This is a genomic window from Mesorhizobium sp. CNPSo 4671 (assembly GCF_057784245.1).
Genome location: NZ_JBWLUW010000003.1, coordinates 746213 through 767394 on the forward strand (window position 1 = coordinate 746213; position 21182 = coordinate 767394).

20 protein-coding genes are annotated in these 21182 nt (G+C 63.2%); 8 read left to right on the forward strand and 12 right to left on the reverse strand.

Annotation, left to right across the window (positions count from 1 at the left end):
- Positions 1 to 84: 84 nt before the first annotated feature.
- The 5 genes from AC04SF_RS11805 to AC04SF_RS11825 all read right to left on the reverse strand — a co-directional run bounded on the left by AC04SF_RS11805 (position 85) and on the right by AC04SF_RS11825 (position 4540).
- Positions 85 to 1257: an NAD(P)/FAD-dependent oxidoreductase gene (locus AC04SF_RS11805; RefSeq protein ID WP_488477918.1), complete on the reverse strand. Its 1173-nt coding sequence runs from the start codon at positions 1255 to 1257 to the stop codon at positions 85 to 87.
- A gap of 56 nt (positions 1258 to 1313) precedes the next feature.
- Positions 1314 to 2096, reverse strand: coding sequence for an ABC transporter ATP-binding protein (locus tag AC04SF_RS11810; protein WP_488477919.1), 783 nt, complete (start codon positions 2094 to 2096; stop codon positions 1314 to 1316).
- Entirely contained in the window at positions 2093 to 2812 is a 720-nt protein-coding gene (locus AC04SF_RS11815; protein ID WP_488477920.1) for an ABC transporter permease, read from the reverse strand. Before AC04SF_RS11815 ends, AC04SF_RS11810 begins: the two co-directional genes overlap by 4 nt.
- A complete protein-coding gene (locus AC04SF_RS11820) occupies positions 2812 to 3525 on the reverse strand; it encodes an ABC transporter permease (RefSeq protein WP_096446706.1) in 714 nt (237 codons plus the stop codon). The genes AC04SF_RS11815 and AC04SF_RS11820 overlap by 1 nt, the downstream gene beginning before the upstream one ends.
- A gap of 172 nt (positions 3526 to 3697) precedes the next feature.
- The gene (locus AC04SF_RS11825; RefSeq protein WP_488477921.1) at positions 3698 to 4540 is read right to left on the reverse strand and encodes a transporter substrate-binding domain-containing protein; all 843 of its coding nucleotides are present in this window, start codon (positions 4538 to 4540) and stop codon (positions 3698 to 3700) included.
- A 239-nt stretch (positions 4541 to 4779) separates the two neighbouring features.
- Here AC04SF_RS11825 and AC04SF_RS11830 point away from each other — a divergent pair, with 239 nt between their 5' ends.
- Positions 4780 to 5685, forward strand: coding sequence for a LysR substrate-binding domain-containing protein (locus AC04SF_RS11830; RefSeq protein ID WP_488477922.1), 906 nt, complete (start codon positions 4780 to 4782; stop codon positions 5683 to 5685).
- 158 nt (positions 5686 to 5843) lie between these two features.
- Here the strand turns inward: AC04SF_RS11830 and AC04SF_RS11835 are convergent, their stop codons facing one another.
- Positions 5844 to 6524 carry a GntR family transcriptional regulator gene (locus AC04SF_RS11835; RefSeq protein WP_183460182.1) on the reverse strand — a complete coding sequence of 227 codons (681 nt, stop codon included), beginning with the start codon at positions 6522 to 6524 and terminating at the stop codon, positions 5844 to 5846.
- A 220-nt stretch (positions 6525 to 6744) separates the two neighbouring features.
- Between AC04SF_RS11835 and AC04SF_RS11840 the strand changes: the two genes are divergently transcribed.
- From AC04SF_RS11840 to AC04SF_RS11870, 7 genes are all read left to right on the forward strand, one after another.
- Positions 6745 to 7872 carry a sugar ABC transporter substrate-binding protein gene (locus AC04SF_RS11840; protein ID WP_488477923.1) on the forward strand — a complete coding sequence of 376 codons (1128 nt, stop codon included), beginning with the start codon at positions 6745 to 6747 and terminating at the stop codon, positions 7870 to 7872.
- A gap of 100 nt (positions 7873 to 7972) precedes the next feature.
- Positions 7973 to 9505, forward strand: coding sequence for a sugar ABC transporter ATP-binding protein (locus AC04SF_RS11845; RefSeq protein WP_488477924.1), 1533 nt, complete (start codon positions 7973 to 7975; stop codon positions 9503 to 9505).
- Positions 9502 to 11583, forward strand: a complete 2082-nt coding sequence (locus tag AC04SF_RS11850; protein ID WP_488477925.1) for an ABC transporter permease — start codon at positions 9502 to 9504, stop codon at positions 11581 to 11583. Before AC04SF_RS11845 ends, AC04SF_RS11850 begins: the two co-directional genes overlap by 4 nt.
- A gap of 13 nt (positions 11584 to 11596) precedes the next feature.
- Entirely contained in the window at positions 11597 to 12403 is an 807-nt protein-coding gene (locus tag AC04SF_RS11855) for an SDR family oxidoreductase (RefSeq protein ID WP_488477926.1), read from the forward strand.
- 10 nt (positions 12404 to 12413) lie between these two features.
- Positions 12414 to 13361 (forward strand): 3-hydroxyacyl-CoA dehydrogenase, encoded by a 948-nt coding sequence (locus AC04SF_RS11860; protein ID WP_488477927.1) that lies wholly within the window; start codon positions 12414 to 12416, stop codon positions 13359 to 13361.
- Positions 13358 to 14320, forward strand: a complete 963-nt coding sequence (gene kce / locus AC04SF_RS11865; RefSeq protein ID WP_488477928.1) for a 3,5-dioxohexanoate:acetyl-CoA acetone transferase — start codon at positions 13358 to 13360, stop codon at positions 14318 to 14320. The genes AC04SF_RS11860 and kce overlap by 4 nt, the downstream gene beginning before the upstream one ends.
- 48 nt (positions 14321 to 14368) lie before the next feature.
- Entirely contained in the window at positions 14369 to 15247 is an 879-nt protein-coding gene (locus tag AC04SF_RS11870) for an SMP-30/gluconolactonase/LRE family protein (protein ID WP_488477929.1), read from the forward strand.
- A gap of 18 nt (positions 15248 to 15265) precedes the next feature.
- Here AC04SF_RS11870 and AC04SF_RS11875 read toward each other — a convergent pair whose 3' ends face one another.
- The 6 genes from AC04SF_RS11875 to AC04SF_RS11900 are packed head-to-tail and all read right to left on the reverse strand — an operon-like array spanning position 15266 to position 21127.
- Positions 15266 to 16582, reverse strand: a complete 1317-nt coding sequence (locus AC04SF_RS11875) for a M20 family metallopeptidase (protein ID WP_488477930.1) — start codon at positions 16580 to 16582, stop codon at positions 15266 to 15268.
- A complete protein-coding gene (locus AC04SF_RS11880; RefSeq protein WP_488477931.1) occupies positions 16582 to 17541 on the reverse strand; it encodes an ABC transporter permease in 960 nt (319 codons plus the stop codon). The genes AC04SF_RS11875 and AC04SF_RS11880 overlap by 1 nt, the downstream gene beginning before the upstream one ends.
- The gene (locus AC04SF_RS11885; RefSeq protein ID WP_488477932.1) at positions 17538 to 18485 is read right to left on the reverse strand and encodes an ABC transporter permease; all 948 of its coding nucleotides are present in this window, start codon (positions 18483 to 18485) and stop codon (positions 17538 to 17540) included. The genes AC04SF_RS11880 and AC04SF_RS11885 overlap by 4 nt, the downstream gene beginning before the upstream one ends.
- A 46-nt stretch (positions 18486 to 18531) precedes the next feature.
- Complete coding sequence (locus AC04SF_RS11890; protein WP_488477933.1) at positions 18532 to 19518, reverse strand: autoinducer 2 ABC transporter substrate-binding protein; 987 nt, start codon at positions 19516 to 19518, stop codon at positions 18532 to 18534.
- A gap of 34 nt (positions 19519 to 19552) precedes the next feature.
- Positions 19553 to 20323, reverse strand: coding sequence for an ATP-binding cassette domain-containing protein (locus AC04SF_RS11895; protein WP_488477934.1), 771 nt, complete (start codon positions 20321 to 20323; stop codon positions 19553 to 19555).
- 27 nt (positions 20324 to 20350) lie between these two features.
- A complete protein-coding gene (locus tag AC04SF_RS11900) occupies positions 20351 to 21127 on the reverse strand; it encodes a glutamine amidotransferase (protein ID WP_488477935.1) in 777 nt (258 codons plus the stop codon).
- Between the last annotated feature and the right edge of the window lie 55 nt (positions 21128 to 21182).

Here is a 21182-nt window from a genome sequence, read left to right on the forward strand (position 1 = left end):
GATTTTGGCACGGCGGCACTTCGAGGGTGTATTTCGACGGCCTCGAGCAGGGTGGCGGCCAATAGAGGCAATTGGAAGCGACGCCTAGTAAGAAGGCGGCGCTCGAAACCGTTTTCCCGAGAAGACCTTGAGCGCCTGCGGCTTTTCACCACCGACGATCCAGTCCGTCAGGTATTTGGTGAAACCAAGGGCGATGGCGAAGCCATGGCCGGTCCAGGCAAACCCATAGATGGTGTTGTGCAAGGCAGCAGGCGTATCGACGATCGGGATGCCGTCGACCGCACAGCTCTCGACGCGGGAAGCATCCACCTTCAGGAACGAGGACTCGTCGATGAAGGGCAAGGTCGCGATGGAATCGGTCAGGCCGAGCGCTATCGAGCTGAGCGACCCCTTCCAGCGGCCTTCCGGCGTATAGGCGACGCTCTGGCCGCCTGAAAGCATCAACGTGCCATCCTGGATCTGCTTCACCGACAGCTTGCGGTGGGCATGGCCGAGAAGATGATTGATATTCTTGCCGTGCGGGTTGGTGACGAACATCATCTGCGGCATCAAGGTGATGACGGGCATGATTTCCTGCGGCTGGAGAACCGGTTTCAGCAGCGGCAGCACGCCCTTGTTGGCCAGGAGAACGAGTTTCTCGCCAACCGGCACGACTTCGCCGCTCGCCAGTCTCACTCCTGTTGCCCTCCCTTTGTCGTGGAGGATTTCGGTGACGCGCGCGCCGGTGCGCAAGGTCGCTCCGGCCTTGCGGGCCTGTTCGGCGAAGGCCCGCGTGGCAAAGGTGTGATCGCACACGCCGTCATTCGGGCAGTAGATCGAACCGATCAGGTCCCCCGACAATTCCGGCTCACGCTGCAGCGTTTCGTCGCGATTGAGAAGCTGGGACGGAACGCCAAGCGCGTTCTGTGTCATGGCCATGGCTTCCATGGTACCGCGCACTTCATGCTCGTGAGCGCCGTGGGGGATGTTGAAAAGATGAAGCCCGCCGATCCGGCGGTAGCCGACGCCGCCTTCGAACTGTTCCTGATATCTGGCCCAGAGCGGGAAGCTGACCGTCGCCATCGGCAGTTCGCGCAAGTCGCGGCCGTTTGCCCGCACGCCCCGTTCGCCGGAGCCGCCCGATGCGCCGGCCGCGATGTCGTCGGCTTCGAGCAGCGTCACAGTCTTGCCGGCCTGCGTCAGTTCATAGGCGAGGCTCGCACCATAGATGCCGCCTCCGACGATCACGATTTCGGACGCGGTGGCCTGTGTGGTCATGCAGTCAGTTCCTTCTCGAATATTTTCGCGTGTATCGCATGCGTGGGAAAATTGGCTTACTTCAAGCCGTTGCCGCCCGACAAAAATTGCCGGAAGCAGTCGGACCGGCCGGCAACGAACATGTCGCGCGGAGAGCCTTGCGCCTCGACCGCGCCCTTGTGCAGGAACACGATCTTGCTGGAGACGTCCCTGGCGAAGCCCATTTCGTGGGTAACGACCAGCATCGTCCTGCCTTCCTCTGCGAGCGCGCGCATGACACGCAGCACCTCGCCGACAAGCTCCGGGTCGAGTGCGGAGGTCGGCTCATCGAAAAGCATGACTTTCGGGTGCTGGGCCAGTGCCCGGGCGATCGCCGCCCGCTGCTGCTGGCCGCCGGACAGATGGGCGGGATAGTGATTGCGCTTCTCGGCAATGCCGACCTTTTCCAGCAACGCTTCAGCCTCCTCCACACAATCGGCGCGCGAACGCTTCTGGACGTGGATTGGGGCCTCGATCAGGTTTTCCAGGATGGTCAAATGAGACCAGAGATTAAAGTTCTGAAACACCATGCCGATGCTTGCGCGCATGCGCTGCAACTGGTGTCTGTCGGCCGCCCGCGTCCTGCCGCCCACCTGCTTCAACTGGATGGTCTCCCCGCCGACCTCGATCTGCCCGCTATCGGGCGTCTCCAGCATGTTGATACAGCGCAGCATCGTGGACTTGCCGGAGCCGGAGGAGCCGAGGATGGAAACGACATCGCCTTCCATCGCCTCGAGCGAGATGCCTTTCAGCACCTCGAAGGCGCCGAAACTCTTGCGCAGCGCCGTCAGGTGCACGGCCCGATTGATCTGGTCTGTCATACCGTTCCTCCTTGCCCTGATGTGGCAGCCGGCGGCGGCCTCAGTTCGGCACTCAGCGCGTATTCGACCCACTGAACGAGGCGCGTGACGATGAAATTCATGGACAGATAGATCGCGGCCGCGACGATCAGGATTTCGATGGCGCGGAAGGATTCGGAAATGAGCTGCGCCGCTAGGCCGGTCACCTCCATCAGCGTGATGATGGAGGCCAGCGCCGTCGATTTGATCATCAGGATGAATTCGTTGCCGTAGCCCGGCAGAGCATGGCGCAAGGCAAGCGGGAAGACGATGCGACGGTGGAGTGTGAAGTTCGACATGCCGCAGGCCCGCGCGGCCTCGATCTGGCCTGATGGAACCGACAGCAATGCACCGCGAACGATCTCGCAGGAATAGGCCGCGGTGTTCAAAGTCAAGGCGATGAGCGCGCACCAATAGGGTTCGCGCAGGAGAGGCCAGAGAAAACTCGCCCGCACCGCATGGAACTGGCCGAGACCATGATAGATCAGGAAAATCTGCACCAGCAGCGGCGTGGAGCGGAAGATGAAGACGTAGAAGGATGCGGGCCAGGCCAGGAGCCGCAAGCCGGATAACCGCGCCAAAGCGAGCATGACGGCCAGAATGGCGCCCAGCCCGACGGAGGATACTGCGAGCTGCAATGTCAGCGGCACCCCGATCAGCAGTTTCAGCAATGTCTGGTACAGGAACGGAATATCCATCAGGCCCGTCTCGCGCCAAGTGCGAGCCGCTCCTCGGCCTGTCGTAGAAGCCATGTCGAGAACGACGATATGGCCAGATACAGGACAGCGGCGGCGAAGAAGAATGTGAAGGGCTGGCCGGTCGATCCGGCGCCGATCTGCGCCTGCCGCAGGATTTCCACGAGGCCGGTGACCGAGACCAGTGCGGATTCCTTGAGCACCAGCTGCCACACATTGCCGAGACCCGGCAGGGCGTGCCGCAGCACCAGCGGTGCGATGATGCGGCGAAACATCGTCAGGCGGGACATGCCGGCGGCGATCGCCGCTTCGATTTCCCCGGGCGAGACCGCGCGATACGCGCCGCGCATGATCTCGGCCTGATAGGCGCCTGACACCAGCCCGATCGCCAGCGCACCCGCCATGAAGCCCGGCAGGCTGACGAAACCCGAAATACCGAACAGACCGGCCAGCGGCGTGAGGACCGCGCTTGAACCGAAGTAGAAGAGATAGATGACGAGGATGTCGGGTATGCCGCGAAGCACGGTGGTGTAGGCGTCGGCGATCAATCGCGGAAGAGTGCCGCCCTTGATCTTTGCCCATGCGCAGAAGCTGCCAACCAGGAGGCCGAAGGCGTAGCCGGTCAATGCGACGGCAAGCGTCATCATCGCGGCCTGAAGCAGTGCGGTTCCCCAACCGGCTTCGCCAAATCCCAGAACAAAATTGGATGCAGTCATTGCGGTGGCTCTTCGCGCAGAGCGCAGCAGCGTGGGGCAGGGGTCATTGGAGGCTCAAATCCCTGAAACAAGCAGCATGAGAGATGTGCAGGGCGCCCCAGCGCGCCGGGTCGCTTGTCCCGCCAGGGGCGATAATCGCGGAAAAACCCGGCGCTGCTCGCGCTTGTCCGGTTTAATTCTTCACGGAGATATCGACGCCGAACCATTTTTCCGTCAGCGCCTTGTTGAAACCGTCGGCGTTGACCGCGTGGATCGCGGCGTTGAACCTGTCCTTCAGCGCCGTGTCGCCCTTGCGCAAGGCAACGCTTGTGCCGCTGGCCAGGAGAAAAGTTGGCCCCACGAGTTGTGCCTCAGCCATATCAGGCTTTTTCAGCGCCTCGGCGAGAACCGTGATGTTGGCCATTGTGAGATCTATGCGACCGGCCAGAAGATCGAGATTGGCTTCGTCCTGCGTCTTGTAAGATCTGACCGTGACCGCGTCCTTCAGATACTCGTCGACAAATTTACCCGCCGTCGTCGATCCCTGGATGCCGAGGACTTTTCCCTTGAGTGCTGCGTCGAGCTTTTCGACAATGTCCTTTGATCCGGAAGCCTTGTCTCGAAGATCGAATTTGTCATGCCAGGGCAGAGCCTTAGCCAAACCGCTGCCCTTCAGCGCCAGGAAAGCGTTGGGCGCGGTGGAATAGGGGTCCGAAAATGCGGCCACTTCCGCTCGCTCGGGGGTGACGCCCATGGAGGCGATGATCGCATCGAATTTTCCGGCGTTCAGCGCCGGCAGCATTCCGTCCCAGTTCTGCGCAACGATCTCGCATTGCGCCTTCATGCGCTTGCACAATTCCTTGGCGAGATCGATCTCATAGCCGGCAAGCGTGCCGTCCGGCAGCGTATAATTCCATGGCGCATAGGCGCCTTCGGTTGCGATGCGGATGTGGAGCGCGTCCTGCGCTAGGACCTCACCACAGGGATAAAGGCCAGCCAGCGATAACGCTGCCGCCAGGATGATATTTCTGATCATGCGAAGCTCCCATTCTTGTTTTTGAAACGCCCGCAGCCTCATCGCCGACAATAGGAAAAACCGATATCATCAGATGAGGGATCGATTTTCCCACTTTCGGCGAATGCCCATCCAGGATTGAATGGAGCGGGTTATTCGTTCGACTAGAAAGGAAACTTCCGACGCATTCCAATATGAAATGTTGCGCGGAATATAGCTTTTTCCTATAGATTTTGCCTCACCCGAGCCGGAGATCGCCGATGAACTACAAGCAGCTTGAAGCGTTCCGGGCGGTCATGGAGGCAGGAACGGTCACCGGTGCGAGCGAGATTCTGCATATCGCCCAGCCTTCGGTCAGCGCACATATCTCGAACCTCGAACATGCGCTGAAAATCCCGCTCTTCATTCGTCGGGCGGGACGTCTCGTTCCGACGGCGGAAGCCATGCTTCTCAACGAAGAGGTCGGGCGGATCGTCAAGGGAATGGCGAGGATACGGCGCCTGGCCGGAGATATCAGGCAACTGGAAGCCGGGCGGCTGATGATCGGCGTCTATCCGGCGCTTGCCAGCATCGTCTTGCCGCGTTTCCTGAAGTCATTTGCCGGGCATCATCCGAAGGCGCGCATGAGCATCTTTCCGGCGGCCTCGCTGCGGATCGCGGAATTGACGGCGAACAAGGAGATCGATCTCGGCCTCATTCAGATGCCGGTGGTGGATCCGGCCGTCGCCTGCGATCTGATTTTCCAGACGGAATGCGTGTGCGTGGCGCCGCTCGACCATGCCTTCGCCAATGACAGCGTGATTTTCGCGCCCCAGCTCGAAGGGCAGGAATTCATCGCGCTTGGCCGCGAGGACCGCACGCGGCAGGATATTGAGCGCGCGCTGGATAATGCCGGCGTTGCCGTCGACCACCGTTTCGAAACACCGTTCGCCGATACGGCATGCGCCCTGGTCGCGCAGGGCCTCGGCGTGTCGATCGTCGACCCGTTCTCGGCGGCGCGATGGGAAGGCAAATTGACGATACGTCCCTTCAGTCCTGGTCTTCTCTGCGACATCTACATGGTCAGAAACAGAGCCCAGGTTTCATCCATGCTGCAGCAGGCGTTCGAGCGGGAATTCCGGACCGCGCTCGAGGAGAATTTGAGCAGAGGCACGCGCTTGTTTTAAGGTGTGTTGATATTCAGGTGATGCCGGCCTGCAAACGGCTGATACCTGCGCTTCCGGTGCTCACGTACGAAAAGTACGCTCCGCTCCGGTTCTCGGTATCAACCATTTTCGGCTCGGCCTGACCTGAATCTCAACACACCTTAGCCGGCTTTGCAGTCCTATTTCAGCAGGTCGACCAGGACGTCGAAGGCGGCGTCGATGTCGGCGCGGATGGCTTGGCGGACGGCTTCGGCATCGCGGTTGCGCAGCGCCGCATACATCGCCTGGTGGTGCTCGTTGGCGGTCGAATAGTTTCCGGAATCATGCAGCATGTTGAAATAGGGGCTGATCTGCAGCCACAGATTTTCGATGATGTTGAGGATGTTTTCCGAGCCCGCCGCCCGGTAGATGGAGAAGTGAAAGGCGTAATTGGCGCGCAGATAGGATTTGACGTCTCCCGCCGCATTGGCCTGTTCGAGCGCGGCCAGGTGTTGGCCCAACTGCGCAATGCCCTGGTCGTCGATACGCTCAGCCGCCCATGCGGCGGCGATCGCCTCGATTTCGAAGCGGACATTCCTGAGATCGACGAGGCGCGCGCGGCTGAGTGCGGGAATGCCGATCGAGCGGCCTGAAACGACCATCAAGGCATTGGCCGCGGTAAGCCGCCGCAACGCTTCCCTGACCGGCATCGGGCTGACCCCGAAGGCGTCGGCGAGACTCTGCACCGTCACCATCTCGCCAGGGACGATGCTGCCGTCGAGGATCAGTTCGGTGACGTGGCGATAGACCCTGTCCTGCAGGGTCTCCCTGGACAGGGGCACGATCTCGACACCAGGCTTCCTGAACGCCGCTCCGGCCATCTCCCAATCAACCTTTCCGCGCAAAGGCCGCGCCACAACTTGTTCCCGGAATGCAGGGTTCCAGCTGCCGCGTCAAGCGTATGCGACCGGAGGCTTGGTATAAAGATATTTCATCATTGATCTTTGATCAAATGCTGTTAGGGTTATCGACATCGGATGGCGAGGGTCACGTTTCGTGCTCTCGGGAGGCATTCGGTCGTTCGTTTCGGGAGGAATTCACATGGGTATCGGATTGAAAGTCCGGCGGCTCGCGCTGCTGGCGGGCATGGCTGCTTGCGCCTTTGGCATGTCGGCCGCCGAGGCAGCCGAAAAGCACAAGATCTTTCTCAGCATGAGCTACATCGGCAATGACTGGCAGGCCGAGGCGGCGAACATGGTCAAGGCCATGGCCGCACACAAGAGCCTTGCCGACAAGGTCGACCTGCAGGTCCAGGTCGCCGGGCCCAACGCACAACGCCAGATCCAGCAGATCAACGCCATGGTGCAGAGCGGCGCCGAGGCGATCGTCGTCTATCCGATCTCGCCGACCGCGCTCAACCAGGTCGTCAAGAACGCCTGCGACAAGGGGGTGAAGGTCTTTGCCTATGACGCCGAGATCACCGAACCTTGCGCCTACAACGTCCATATCGACCAGCTGGAAGCGGGCAGGGTGACCGCCGAATGGCTGGTGAAGAAGCTCAATGGCAAGGGCAACATCATCGCCATCACCGGTGTTCCCGGAACATCCGTCGACGACCAGCGCACCAAGGCCGCCAAGGAAGTCTTTGCCAAGTATCCCGACATCAAGATCGTCGGCGAGGCCGTCGGCATGTGGAGCCAGGCGGTCGCCCGCACCGAACTCTCCAAGATCCTCGCCACGCGCAGTTGGGGCGATATTAACGGGCTGTGGATGCAGGTCGGCTGCTTCACCGCAAACTCCATGCAGTTCGAGGCCGGCAAGAAGGCCAGCGAACTCCTGCCTTGCGCGGGCGAGGGCTCCAATGGCGGCCGCATCCAGATGCTGCCGGAGGGTACCGACGTCGAGGGTTCGGCTCCGCCCTACGCACCGGCGGGCGCGCAACGCATCTCCTATGCCTCGCCGCCTTATTCCGGTGCGCTGGCGCTGAAACTTGCCGTCGAGGCGATCGAAGGCAAGGATGTGCCGAAGACCACGATCCTGCCGCTGCCGGTCGTCACCAATGAGACGATCAAGCTGTGCGACGAAGGTACCTGGGCGGAAATGAAGGCCGGTTGCAACGTCTTCAAGCCGTCGCTGGTGTCCAACCCCGGCTGGTTCGCCTCGATCTTTTCGGACCAGACGCCCGAGATCGGGCTCAACGCCGCGCTCGTCGGACAGCCGGAGAACTGAGCCTCCCCTGCAAATCGCGACGATGCACGGACCTTGCCCGTGCATCGTCGATCCGCGCTAGTGCGTGGCGTCCCAAAGTGCGCAGCCTGCGATCGAGGATATGACAGAACATTCCGCGCCTTCCGCCATCGAGATCGACGGCATCAGCAAAGCGTTCGGCGCGACCGTGGCGCTGGACGGCGTGTCGTTCCGTATCGCCCCCGGCAGTGTCCACGCGCTGCTGGGTGAGAATGGCGCCGGCAAGTCGACGCTGGTGAAACTTCTGTCGGGACTGGTGCGGCCGAGCGCCGGTCATATCAGGGTTTTCGGCAAGGAGATCGGCTACGGCGCGCCGCGCGCGGCGCATGCGCTCGGCGTGCAGACGGCTTTCCAGGAAATGACCCTGGTGCGCGATCTCTCCGTCCTCGACAATATGCTGCTACCCTACGCGCCCGTTGGCATCTCGGGGCTGATCAGGCGCAGTGCCGCGCGCAAGGCTGTCCGCCGCCACATCGATGAGCTCGGCTTCTCCGTCGATCTCGATGCCGAGGTGGGCGAACTCGAGCTTTCGGTGCGCCAGAAGATCGAGATCGCGCGCGCCGTCTATCGCAAGCCGCGCATCCTTCTGCTCGACGAGCCGACCTCGACGCTTGCCGGTCGCGACGTCGACTGGCTGGGCGACATCATCACCAGGCTGAAGGCGGTGGGCACCACCATCGTCTTCATCACCCATCGCATGCGCGAGGTGCGCGCCTTTTGCGACACGCTGACGATCCTGAGGAACGGCCGGCATATCGTAACCGCGCCGGTCGCAGATGTTTCCGACGCCGACGTCATCGAAAAGATCATCGGCCGCTCCATCGAGCAGACCTTCCCGCCCAAACCCGACGGCGCCCAGGCTTTTGGGCCGCCGGTGCTGGGCGTGCGCGACCTCAAGGTCGGGCGCAAGCTTGACGGCGCGCGCTTCGACCTGCGCCGGGGCGAGATCCTCGGCATTGCCGGACTGCAAGGCATGGGCCAGCAGGACCTGTTCCTGGCCTGCTTCGGCATGGCCGAAATCACCCGCGGCGACGTGCTTGTCGACGGCCGCAATGTCTGGCTTGGCTCGCCGGCGGATGCGCTGCGGCCCAACATGGCGATCGGCCTGGTGCCGGAAGACCGCAAATCCGAAGGCCTGTTCCTGAAACTCTCGGGCGGCCAGAACGCCACGCTGCCCGTGGTGTCGCGTTTCACGCGCTTCGGCCTTGTCGACTCGCAGGCCGAGACTCGTTCCGTCGAGGAAGCATTCGCCACCGTCGAGGTCGACCGCCGAGCGCTGTGGACGCGGGCCGGGGCGTTTTCCGGCGGCAACCAGCAGAAGATCGCCATTGCCAAATGGCTGGTGGCGCAGAGCCGCATCCTGCTTCTGTTCGATCCCACACGCGGCATCGATGTCGGCACCAAGCATGAGCTCTATGTGATGATGCGAAACTACGTCGCCGCCGGCGGCTCGATCCTGCTGCACTCGACGGAAATTCCCGAACTGGTCCACCAATGCGACCGGGTCCTGGTTCTCTATGACGGTCGCATCGCGGCCGAGCTCGAAGGTGACGCCATCACCGAACCCGCCATCATGCGGCCGGCGCTCGGCCATGCCGGGGAAGAAGCCGCATGAGCAGCGCTGCAGTCTCATCCCCTGTTTCGGCTGGCTTCGGCCTGCGCCGTGCGCTGATGCGCCATCGCGGCGCGCTGATCGCCGCCATCGTTCTGGCGATCCTGCTTTTCATCGTCGACTGGATCAGTGCCGGGCCGCTGACCTATTTCGACGTGTCGTTCCTGTCGAGCGGCGGCGCGACCTCGGCGCTGGCGGCAATCGGCCAGACCATCGTCATCCTGTCGGGCGGCTTCGACCTGTCCGCCGGCGCGGTGATCTCGCTGGTCAATGTCGTGCTGGCATCGAGCATGGACCCGATGGCGCCAGGCGCGAGCATCCTTTTGTGGACGGCCGTCGGCATCGGCGTCGGCATGGCGGTGGGCGCTTTCAACGGCTTCTTCATCGCCGTGCTGCGCATGCAGCCCATCGTGGTGACGCTCTCCACAATGTTCATCCTGCAAGGCGTGACGCTCTTGGTGATGGACAAGCCCGGCGGCTTCGTGTCGCCCGATCTCGGCACATTCTATCTGGGCGACGCCATCACCGGCTGGCTGCCGATGCCGCTGGTGGTGATCGGCGTGGTCCTGCTCGCCTGGTTCTGGCTGAAGGGAACCCGTTTCGGCACCGCACTCTATGCCGTCGGCAGCGATCCGGATTCGGCCGCCGCCGTCGGCGTCAATGTCGTGCTGGTGCGCTTTGCCGTCTACGTCATCGCCGGCGGCTGCTACGGCCTTGCCGGCGTGTTCATCAGCGCGCAGACCGGCAGCGGCGACCCGCTGGTCGGCAATCCGCTGCTGCTGTCGATGTTCGCGGCGGTGGTGGTCGGTGGCACGCGCCTTGGCGGTGGGCAGGGTGGTCCGGTGGGCACCGTCTTCGGCGCCTATATCCTGATGATGGTGGTGAACATCCTGCTGGTGCTCAATGTATCGGCTTACTATTCGACCATCGCGGAAGGTACCATTCTGGTGCTGGCGGCTCTTGCCGGATCCTTGTCGCACGCATCGGTGCTTGCCGTGCAGCTGCGCGCGGCGCGTGCCCGGCTCGCCGCCTGGCGCGCCGGCATATTGCCCTCGCAGCTTGAGCCGATCGACCGGCGGCTGAAGATCGCCGGGCCTTCGCAAGGCCAGCGCGGTCCCGCATCACCGCGCCCGGTCTTCCGCCTGCGCAACGCCGAGACGCTGCGCTATGCGCTGCCGGCCTATGTCTGCCTGCTCATTATCGTTGTCGTCACGCAGGTCTGGCTCGGCCACGCCATCCTCAATCCGGGTTACTGGAACTCGCTGCTGGTGCTGTCATCCTTCCTCGCTGTTCTTGCTTTGGGGCAGGGAACCGTCATCCTGACCGGCGGCCTCGATCTTTCCGTGCCGTGGACGATCGGCATTTCCGGCATCATCCTGGCCGGCATGGTCAATGGCTCCGATACCGCGCTACTCTACGCCCTCCCGGTCGTGCTGGTGATGGCCTGCGCCATCGGCTTCGCCAATGGCTTCGGCATCGCCTATCTCGGCATCTCGCCGATCGTCATGACGCTTGCCACCAACGGCATTCTGCAGGGTTTTGCGCTGATCTATTCGCAGGGTACGCCGGCCGGGTTCTCCTCGCCGATGCTGCGCTGGTTCATGACGGCCAAGCTCGGTTTCGTGACACCGGTCGTGCTGCTGATGGTCGTCTTCGTCGTCGGGGCGGTGCTGCTGCTTGGACGCACGCCGTTCGGGCGCCGGGTCTACGGCATCGGCAACGGGCTGCGCGCGGCGCGCCTGTCCGGCATCGGCGTCGAGCGCACGCTGATCCTGGTCTACATGTTGTCGGCCGTTTGTGCCGCTGTCGTCGGCATCATGCTGACCGGCTTTTCCGGTCAGGCGAGCCTAGGCATGGGCGACGATTATCTGTTGCCGTCGATCGCGGTCGTGGTGGTCGGCGGCGCGCTGATCACCGGCGGGCGCGGCCACTATCTCGGCATGCTCGGCGGCGTGCTGCTTTTGACGGCGCTGCAGATGCTGCTGGCCGGCACCACGCTGCCCTACGCCACCAGGGCAATTCTTTACGGGCTGGTCGTTCTCGGTGCCGTCATGGCGCTGCGCGAACGGCGGCTGCAATGAAAAGGACAGGACGATGAGCGCAAAGGCACCCGTATCGGCGGACGAATTTCTGGCCGGGCTGAAAGGACAGCGCGTGCTGGTGACCGCGGGCGCTGGCGGCATCGGCTTCGCCATCGCCGAAACGCTGTCGCGGCTCGGCGCCCGCATCGTCGTCTGCGACGTTTCCGATGAGGCGCTGGCCGCCGCTCCGGGCAAGATCGACCTGGTTGCAGCGGTCAAGGCGGATGTCTCGCGAGACGATGACGTAGACCGGCTGTTCGAGACGGTCGAGGAAAAGCTCGGCGGGCTCGATGCGCTGATCAACAATGCCGGCATTGCCGGGCCGACCGGTGGTGTCGACGAGATCGAGCCGGACGACTGGCGGCGCTGCATCGATATCTGCCTGACCGGCCAGTTCCTATGCGCGCGGCGCGCCGTGCCGCTGATCAAGGCAGCCGGCGGCGGCTCGATCGTGTCGATGTCATCGGCGGCCGGCCGTCACGGCTACGCGTTCCGCACGCCCTATTCGGCGGCCAAGTTCGGCGTCATCGGTTTCACGCAGAGCCTCGCCAAGGAGCTTGGACCGCACGGCATCAGGGTCAATGCCATCTTGCCCGGCATCATCGAGGGGCCACGTATCGAGGGCGTCATCGCGGCACGCGCCAAGCAAGTCGGCATCAGCCACGAAGAGATGACCGGGCGCTATCTGCAGAACATTTCGCTGCGCCGCATGACCAGCCCCTATGACGTGGCCTCGATGGTGGCGTTCCTGCTCTCCGACGCAGGCATCAACATTTCGGGCCAGTCGCTCGGCGTCGACGGCAACGTCGAAACACTTTGAGGACCAATCCATGGCCAATGTCGCGATTGTCGGAAGCGGGTTCATCGGGCGGGCCTGGGCGATCAGCTTCGCCCGCGCCGGTCATGAGGTGCGCATGTGGGACCAGTCGCCGGCCGCGACGAGTGGTGCCCGCGACTACATAGAAGGTGTGCTCGGCGATCTCGCCGCGAACGACTTGCTGCGCGGGCAGTCCGTCGACACAGTGCTGGGCCGCATCGCCATGGTCGCCGAACTGGCGGAGGCGCTGGCCGACGCAGCCCATGTCCAGGAGAACACGCCTGAAAACCTCGATCTGAAGCGGGAAGTATTCTCCCTGATCGACAGGCTTGCCGGTCCGCAAACGGTGATCGCCAGTTCCACCTCGGCGCTGTTGCCGTCGAAATTCACCGACCATCTGCCGGGGCGGCACCGTTGCCTGGTCGTGCATCCGATCAACCCGCCGTATCTCATTCCGGCGGCGGAGGTGGTGCCGGCGCCGTGGACCTCCGCCGAGACGCTGGAAAGGACGCGCGTCTTCCTCATCGATGCCGGCCACGCACCGCTGGTGATGAAGCGCGAGCTCGACGGTTTCATCATGAACCGCTTGCAAGGCGCCTTGCTGGAAGAGGCTTTTAGGCTTGTCGCCGACGGCTACGCCAGCGTCGAGGATGTCGATATCGGCATCCGCGACGGCTTGGCGCTGCGCTGGTCCTTCATGGGACCGTTCGAGACCATCGACCTCAACGCGCCCGGCGGCGTGCGCGATTATGTCGATCGCTACCAGGGCATCTATTCCAACATTTTCCCGCAGATGCTGCGCCGCGTCGACTGGGCGGGCGAAGTCATGAAAACCGTCGAGGCCGAGCGCAGCAGGCGCTTGCCAAGGGAGAGCCTGGGTGAGCGGCAGGTCTGGCGGGATCGCCGGCTGATGGCGCTGGCGGCGCACAAGAAGAAATCGGATCAGGAGTTCGGACAATGAAAGAAACCAGCCGCAAATCAGGCGCATCGGCGGTCATGGGTAAGGTCATCATCACCTGCGCGGTGACAGGCGCGATCCATACGCCGACCATGTCGCCCTATCTGCCGATCACCCCGGATCAGATCGCGTCGGAGGCGATCGCCGCGGCGGAGGCCGGCGCTGCGATCCTGCATCTGCATGCAAGAGACCCGGAAACCGGCAAGCCCGACCAGACGCCGGAGGCCTTCGCCCGCTTCCTGCCGCGCGTCAAGCAAGGCACCAATGCCGCCATCAACATCACCACCGGCGGCAGCCCCTACATGAAGGTCGAGGAGCGCGTGCGCCCGGCCGCCCAGTTCAAGCCGGAGGTCGCCTCGCTCAATATGGGCTCGATCAATTTCGGCCTCTATCACCTCGCCGACAAATACGAGACCTTCAAATTCGATTGGGAAAAGCCGCATCTGGAGGCGACGCGCGACCTCGTTTTCCGCAACTCGTTCAAGGACATCGAGTACATCCTTGCGACCTGCTACGACAATGGCACGCGCTTCGAGTTCGAGTGCTACGACATTGCGCACCTCTACAACCTTGCCCATTTCGCCGATCGCGGGCTGGTGAGGCCGCCGTTCTTCGTGCAGTCGGTGTTCGGCCTGCTCGGCGGCATCGGCACTCATCCGGAAGACGTCGCCCATATGAAGCGCACCGCCGACCGGCTGTTCGGCGACCAGTTCCGCTGGTCGGTGCTTGGCGCCGGCGCCAGCCAGCTGCGCATCGCCGCGCAATCGGCCGCACTCGGCGGCAACATCCGGGTCGGGCTGGAGGACAGTCTCTGGGCCGGCAAGGGCAAGCTCGCCAAGTCGAACGCCGAGCAGGTCGTGCTGGCGCGCAAAATCATCGAGGGACTTGGCATGGAGGTGGCGACGCCGGACGAGGCGCGCGAAATCCTGTCGCTGAAGGGCGGCGACAAGGTCGCCTTCTGACGCGCCCCGATAATCGCCGCACGGGATGCCAATACACAGGAGGATGGCATGAAGATCGAAGTCGTGGTGGACGTGAAGACGACGCTGGGCGAAGGCCCGCTATGGGACGTCGAACAGGAGCGCCTGTACTGGATCGACAGTTTCGACGGGCGCGTGTTCCGCGCCACCGCCGACGGGCGCGAGATCCGCTCCTGGGACGTGCCGATGAAGATCGGCTCGATGGCGCTGCGCAAGGATGGCAGCGGCGCGGTGGTCTCGCTGCAGCGCGGCTTCCATCTGCTCGATTTCACCTCTGGCGATGTGACCTTGATCCATGATCCCGAGCCAGACAGGCCGATGAACCGCCTCAATGACGGCAAGGTCGACCGGCGCGGCCGCTTTTTCGCCGGCTCGATGGACACGATGGAGGAGGGGCCTTCCGGCGGGCTCTACCGGCTCGATCCTGATTTCTCCGTCACCAGGATCGATTCCGGCATCATCTGCTCCAATGGTCCGTGCTGGAGCCCCGACAACCGCACCTTCTATTTCGCCGACACCTGGACCGGCGAGATCTGGGCCTATGATTACGACATCGCCACCGGTGCCGCCACCAACCGCCGCACCTTCGTGCGCGTCGACACCAGCCAGGGCGGTGCGGCCGATGGCTCGACCGTCGATGCCGAGGGCTACCTGTGGAATGCGCTGGTCTATGACGGACGCCTGGTGCGCTATGCGCCGGACGGCAGCGTAGACCGCATCATCGACATGCCGGTGAAGAAGATCACCAGCGTCATGTTCGGCGGGCCGAAGCTCGACACGCTCTACGTTACGTCGATGGCCAAGCCACCGCTGCCGCGCTTTCCCGGCGACGGCGTCCTGCGCGGCAGCCTTTTTGCCATCACTGGCCTGGGTGTGGTTGGCGTTCCGGAGCCGCGGTTTGGCGGGTGACTTCAGCCCGCTGCGAGTTCAGCGGCACCATTTCTCGATGGCAATCGCAATCGCCTTCGTGCAATCGACGAGATCGCGCACCGAAACGCGCTCGTTCGGCTGATGCGCCTGAGCCGGGTCGCCGGGGCCGAAGTTGACCGTCGGCGTGTTGCCGAGGCCGGTCGGGAGGCCGATGTCGCTGTGCGCGCCAAAACCGCTGAGGATTGGCGACAGGTTGGCTTCCTCGACCGCCTGCTGAAAGACGCCGACGAACGGATTGTCCGATCGGATCTCGGCGCAGTCCGCGTCGAGAATCCACTCGATGCGGGCCGGGTGCTTTCGCAGATAGGGATCTGCCTGGCAGACGTTGGCGATATGCTCTTCGATTTCGCGCTTGACGTTGCCGCCCAACCTGAACTCGTCATGCTCGCTCGGCAGGTATTGGGCGTCGATGATGATCTCGCCGCGTCCTGCCATGGAGGAGGGGTGTTCGCCGGCATTGATCTGGGTGACGATGATCTGGTTGGGCAGATCCATCAGCGGATGGTTCTTTCGGGGGTCGAACATCCAGCGCCGGTTGAGAATGTCGATGCCGTCGAGGATTTGCCGGCAAAGCTGGACGGCATCGACCGGGCCGCTGGAATACCAGGCATTCGGCGTGAGTTCGGCATGGCCGCCTATGCCGTCGATGATGATCCTGCCCCACAGGATGCCGTGGCAGAGCGGCGCGATCTTGTTCGCCGTCGGTTCAGTCATGATGCCGGCGTCGGCGTGGAAGCCGCGATCGACCATGGCCAGCGAGCCCATGCCGCCGATCTCCTCATCGACGACGGTGGTGAAGACGATGTCACCGGACAGGGGAATGTCGAGCTCCTTCAGGATCTCGACGGCCATCAGCATGCATGCGACGCCGCCTTTCATGTCGACCGTGCCGCGGCCGTGCAGGAATCCGTCCTTGAGGACGGGCTGGAACGGGTCGGTCGTCCAGTGGCTGGCGGCACCCGGTGGCACGACATCGATATGGCCGGTGAGCATGATGGAGCGTCCGCCGCCCGTACCCTTCAGGACGCCGCCGAGATTGGGCCGGCCTTCAAAAGTCCTGCCCTTGTTGGCGCCGGCGCGTCCCTTGTATTTTTCGTAGAGCGCGGGGCCGTCCGGATCCCACAGATCGGTCGTGAAGCCGAGCGCTTTAATGCGTTCTTGCAGATAGAGCTGGCAATCACGTTCACCGGGGCCAGCCTCCTTCGGATTGGATTTCACGATGGAGGGGAAGGCGACGAGATCGCTCAGCGTTGCGACGATGCGGTCGGCGGCTGCCTCGACGCGCGCGGCGATGATCTCTTCTTTGGACGGCATCATGATCTCCAACGTTGGGAAAGTCGGTCGGCGAGAAGGACGAAAACCAGAAGGGCGCCGACAATCCCCACCTGCCAAACCGTGTTGATGTTCAATTGCAGAAGGCCGGTCTTCAACGTGACCAGCAGCAGGACGGCCGCGAACACGCCGCCGACGCCACCGCGACCACCGGTGATGACGATGCCTCCGAGCATGGCGGCGGTCAGCGATTCGAGTTCGAGGTTCTGGCCAATATTGGGCCTGCCGCTGCCGAGCCAGGCCAGCGAAACCAGACCGGCGGCACCAGCGAGCGCGCCGCTCAAGCAATAGAGAATGAAGCGCACGCGATCGACCGGAATACCGACCAGTTTGGCCGAGCGTTCATTGAAGCCCATGGCATAGATCCAGCGCCCCCAGGCCGTCGAGATCAGCACCAGGCCGGCCAGGACGAAGCAGGGGATGGCAAGTGTGAGAAAGGGCATGGGAATGCCCATGACGACGCCACGCCCCCAGACAAGCAGCCATGTGGGCACACCTGCCTGGGCGGCGCCGCCGGTGACGGCAAGTGCCGCGCCGGAATAGACGAAGAATGTGCCGAGCGTTGCGATGAAGGGGAGCAGGGCGAGGCCAGTCACCAGCCATCCGTTCAACGCACCGAGCAAGGCTCCGGCCAGGATGCAGACGGCCGGCAGCAGGACAGGTGGCAGGCCCAGCTTGATGCAAAGCATGGCAAGGATGGCCGAGAGCGAGACCGCGCCGCCGACCGACAGGTCTATTCCGGCGCCGCCAGCCAGGATGACCAGCGCTTGGCCGAGGCCGACCAGCGCCAGGATGGTCGAGAACTGAAGGATGGTGGTGACGGTGCCGAGATTGAAGACCGAAGGCCTAAGCGCCAGCAGGCCGACAATCACGATCAGCCAGAGCGCGCACAGCAATGCCAAGGTGAGGGCTGGGCCCTGCAGATTGCGGAGCGTCTTCATGCGCGGGCTCGCTGTATCAGGCCAAGCGGCAACCGGTTGGAGACAGCCTCGAAGCCGAGCACGCCGATGATGAGAACGCCAGTGACGACGGGCTGCCAGAGCGAGGGGACGCCGATCAGCAGCAGCCCGTTCTGGAGGATTCTCAGAAGCAGCACGCCGAGCACGGTGCCGATCAGGCTGCATTTGCCGCCCAATATGCTGGTGCCGCCGAGAATGACCGCGGCAATGGCATCGAGCGCCAGCGTGCTGCCGATCGTCATTTCGACATTGCGGTACGTGGCGACATAGAATGTGGCGGCAATGCCGGTCAGAAGGCCGCTGATGAGGAAGGTCATGAAGCGGGTCTTGATGACCGGGATGCCCGACAGCCGCGCCTTTTCCTCCGAATTGCCGATCGCCAGCAGATGCAGCCCATAGGGCGTTCGCCGCAACGCCAGCCAGACGATGAGATAGGCCATGGCGATCACCAGGGCAGGAACCGGGACACCAAGTATGGTGGTTGCAAGAAGGTTGGTCAGGCTCGAGGGCAGGCCGGAAAGCCATTGTCCGCCGAGCAGGACGAAGACGGCGGTGCGGTAGACGCCAAGCAGGCCGAGCGTTCCGACGATGGCCGGAACGCGGCCGAGGACGACGACAGTGGCCGTCACGCATCCCAGCAAGGCGCCGACCAGCGGGCCGATAATGATCGCCAGCACCGGATTGCCGTCGGCACCGAGCACGCGGCCGATGGCGATGGCCGCGAGCCCCATGATGATGCCGACCGACACATCGATACCGCCCATGGCCAGAAGCAAGGTCATGCCAAGGCCGATCAGCAGCAGTTCGACGCTGTTGCGCAGCACCGTCGCCGCATTGCCCGCGGTGGCATAGTGGGGCGATGCGACAGAGAAGATGACGATCGCCAGCAAACAGGCGACAAGCAGAGACCACTCGCGTCCGTTCATGGAGAAAACACCGTTTGCAGACTGTCGCACCGCGCTCATGTCAGGCTCAGAAGTTGAACTTGTCGACATTGTCCTTGGTGAAGACAGCCGGCGGCCCAAGCAGCAGGATGCCCTTGGCGGCGTCATAGGTGACGGGCTTTTCCAGGCCGGCGATCTTGTTCTCCGCCTCGAAGGCCTTGCCGTCGATCAGCTGCTTGCCGGCCCACACCGTGAGATAGCCGAGCTGCTCGGGATCCCACAGCACGGTGAAGCCGAAGGCGCCGCTCTTCAGGTAGGAACGCGCGGTGTTCGGGCTGCAATAGCCGGCGCCGATGACCGAGCCGATCTTGCCGGCGGTCTCAATGGCCTGGGCGACACCCGGGCAGGTCGAGGACGCGACGGCGATGATGGCCTTGATATCAGGGTTGGCGGCCATGAGATCGCCGGAGATTTGCGCGGCACGTTCCGCTGTCCCGCCGGCGAATTGCGGCGCGAGCAGCTTCAGCTTCGGATATTTGGCGGTGGCTTGCTTCTGCATGAAGCCGATCCAGGCGTTGAGGTTGGACGCCGTCGCCTCGCCCGAGACGATGCCGATCGTTGCGTCCTCGCCGACGCGCTTGACGAGTTCGTCGATGATTGTCGTGCCAAGGCCTTCGTCGGTCGCCTGCGCCACATAGACCGCGCGGCCGCTGTCGGGCGCATCGCTGTCGCTGGTGAACAGTTTGATGCCCTTCGCCTTGGCGGCCTCGACGACGGGGGCGATGCTGGAGGCATCGAGCACGCTGACCGAGACCGCCTCGACGCCCTGGTCGATCAGGTTCTGGACGATCTGCAGCTGGTCGACCGGATTGGTGTCGACCGGGCCGGAATAGATGAAGTCGACGCCGAGATCCTTGGCGGCACGATTGCCGCCGGCTTCCATGGCGTTGAAATAGGGGATGCCGATCAGCTGCGGCACAAAGGCGACCTTGTGCTTGTCGGCGGCATGGGCGGCCGTTGCGACAATAAGGGAGAGCGCGGAGGCGGCGAGCACTTTCTTGAACTGTGAAAGCATTTTGGTTTGATCCTCTCTGGAAATGACGTGCGTTTCAGTTTGTTTTTTCGAGCGCCCGCACGTCGGGATGAGCGCCTGTTATGAGCGAAACGACTTCCTCGTGATTGGTCTCGGTGGCCAGCCGCTCGGCCACCTTGCGGCCGCGCCGGAACACGACGATGCGGTCGGCGACCTCGAAGACTTCGGAAATGTTGTGGCTGATGAGGACGACGGCGCAGCCGCGCGCGGCGAGCCGCCGTGTCAGCGCCAGCACCTTGCGGGTCTCGGCGACGGCAAGGGCCGCCGTCGGCTCGTCCATGATGACCAGCTTGGCATTCAGATTGAGCGCCCTGCAGATGGCGACAGCCTGGCGCTGGCCGCCCGACAGGCTGCCGACAGGCGCTTCCGGATCGGAGATGTGGGCGTCGAGCTCCTTCAGCAGGCCGTCGACGCGCTGGCGCATTTCCTGGCGCTTCAGAAACGGAATGCCCAAAATGGAGCGTTTCAATTCGCGGCCGAGAAAGACGTTTTCGGCGATCGACAGGTTCTCGGAAAGCGCCAGTTCCTGGAAGATCGTTGCGATCCCCGATGACGCTGCATCCTTGGGCGAATGAAAGGCAACCGGATTGCCCTCGATGACGAGTTCGCCGTCGCTGGGCGGATGGGCGCCTGCCAGGATCTTGATGAAGGTTGATTTGCCCGCGCCATTGTCGCCGAGCAGCGCCAACACCTCGCCCGAGCGGATTTCCAGGTCGACATCTGAAAGCGCCGTCAGCGCGCCAAAGCGCTTGGCGATGTTTCTGGCGACAAGAAACGGTTCTGTCATGGCGGGTCCCCGGTGACTGCGGATTGGCTAGACGGCCTTGCTCACCCAGCGCAGCACATTGGTCCAAAGGCGCGCATAGCCGGGCCATTCGACGAAGCTGTTGGGCAGCCAGTGCGGGCCGATATCCGACGTCCAGACCAGGGTGCGACCCTCGCCATGACGCCCGGTGACCAGCAGCGGGTGGCCGCCCTGGTCCTGCGGCAGCCGCGCCAGGACTTCGACATCGTCCCGGTCGCGGGCAACGACCTCGTTGGCGCCGAGAAGAATGGGCCACTCGCCGTCGATGCCGGCAAAGAGCGGGTGATCGCTGGGGCCGGTGATCTCGGGCCGAAAGCCCTCGGGGATTTCCAGGCGGTCATCGTTGGGCAGGCAGGTCACCGGCAGCGCATCCTCGACCGCCGTGCGGTGCCAGCGGGCCTTGCCGTCGATGCCCTGGAAGGAGAAGTAGCCGCCGATCATGATCAGGCCGCCGCCGGCCAGCGTCCAGTCGCGCAGCAGCTTGAGCCGGTTGGGGACCGTCTTGCCGTGCAGCCAGACATCGGGATGGAGCAGCAGCGAGTTCGCGCCGATGTCGGAAAGTATGATCGCCTTGTATTGCAACAGGCCTTCCATGGTGAAAGGCAGCTTTTCGACAGCCTCATGGGCCGGCATGTAATCAAGATCGAACTCGCTGGCCTTCAGGGCTGCAACGAGCGGTGTTGCGCCGAGATGGAAGGTGACGCTGCCGAACTGGTCGAAGCCCTTATAGTGGGTCGCCGAACTCATCCAGCTCTCGCCGACCAGAAGGACTTTTGCTTTCGCCATGATCATATTCTCCTGATTTCGCCCGATGGGGGATGTCCAGAAATCGATAAGTCTT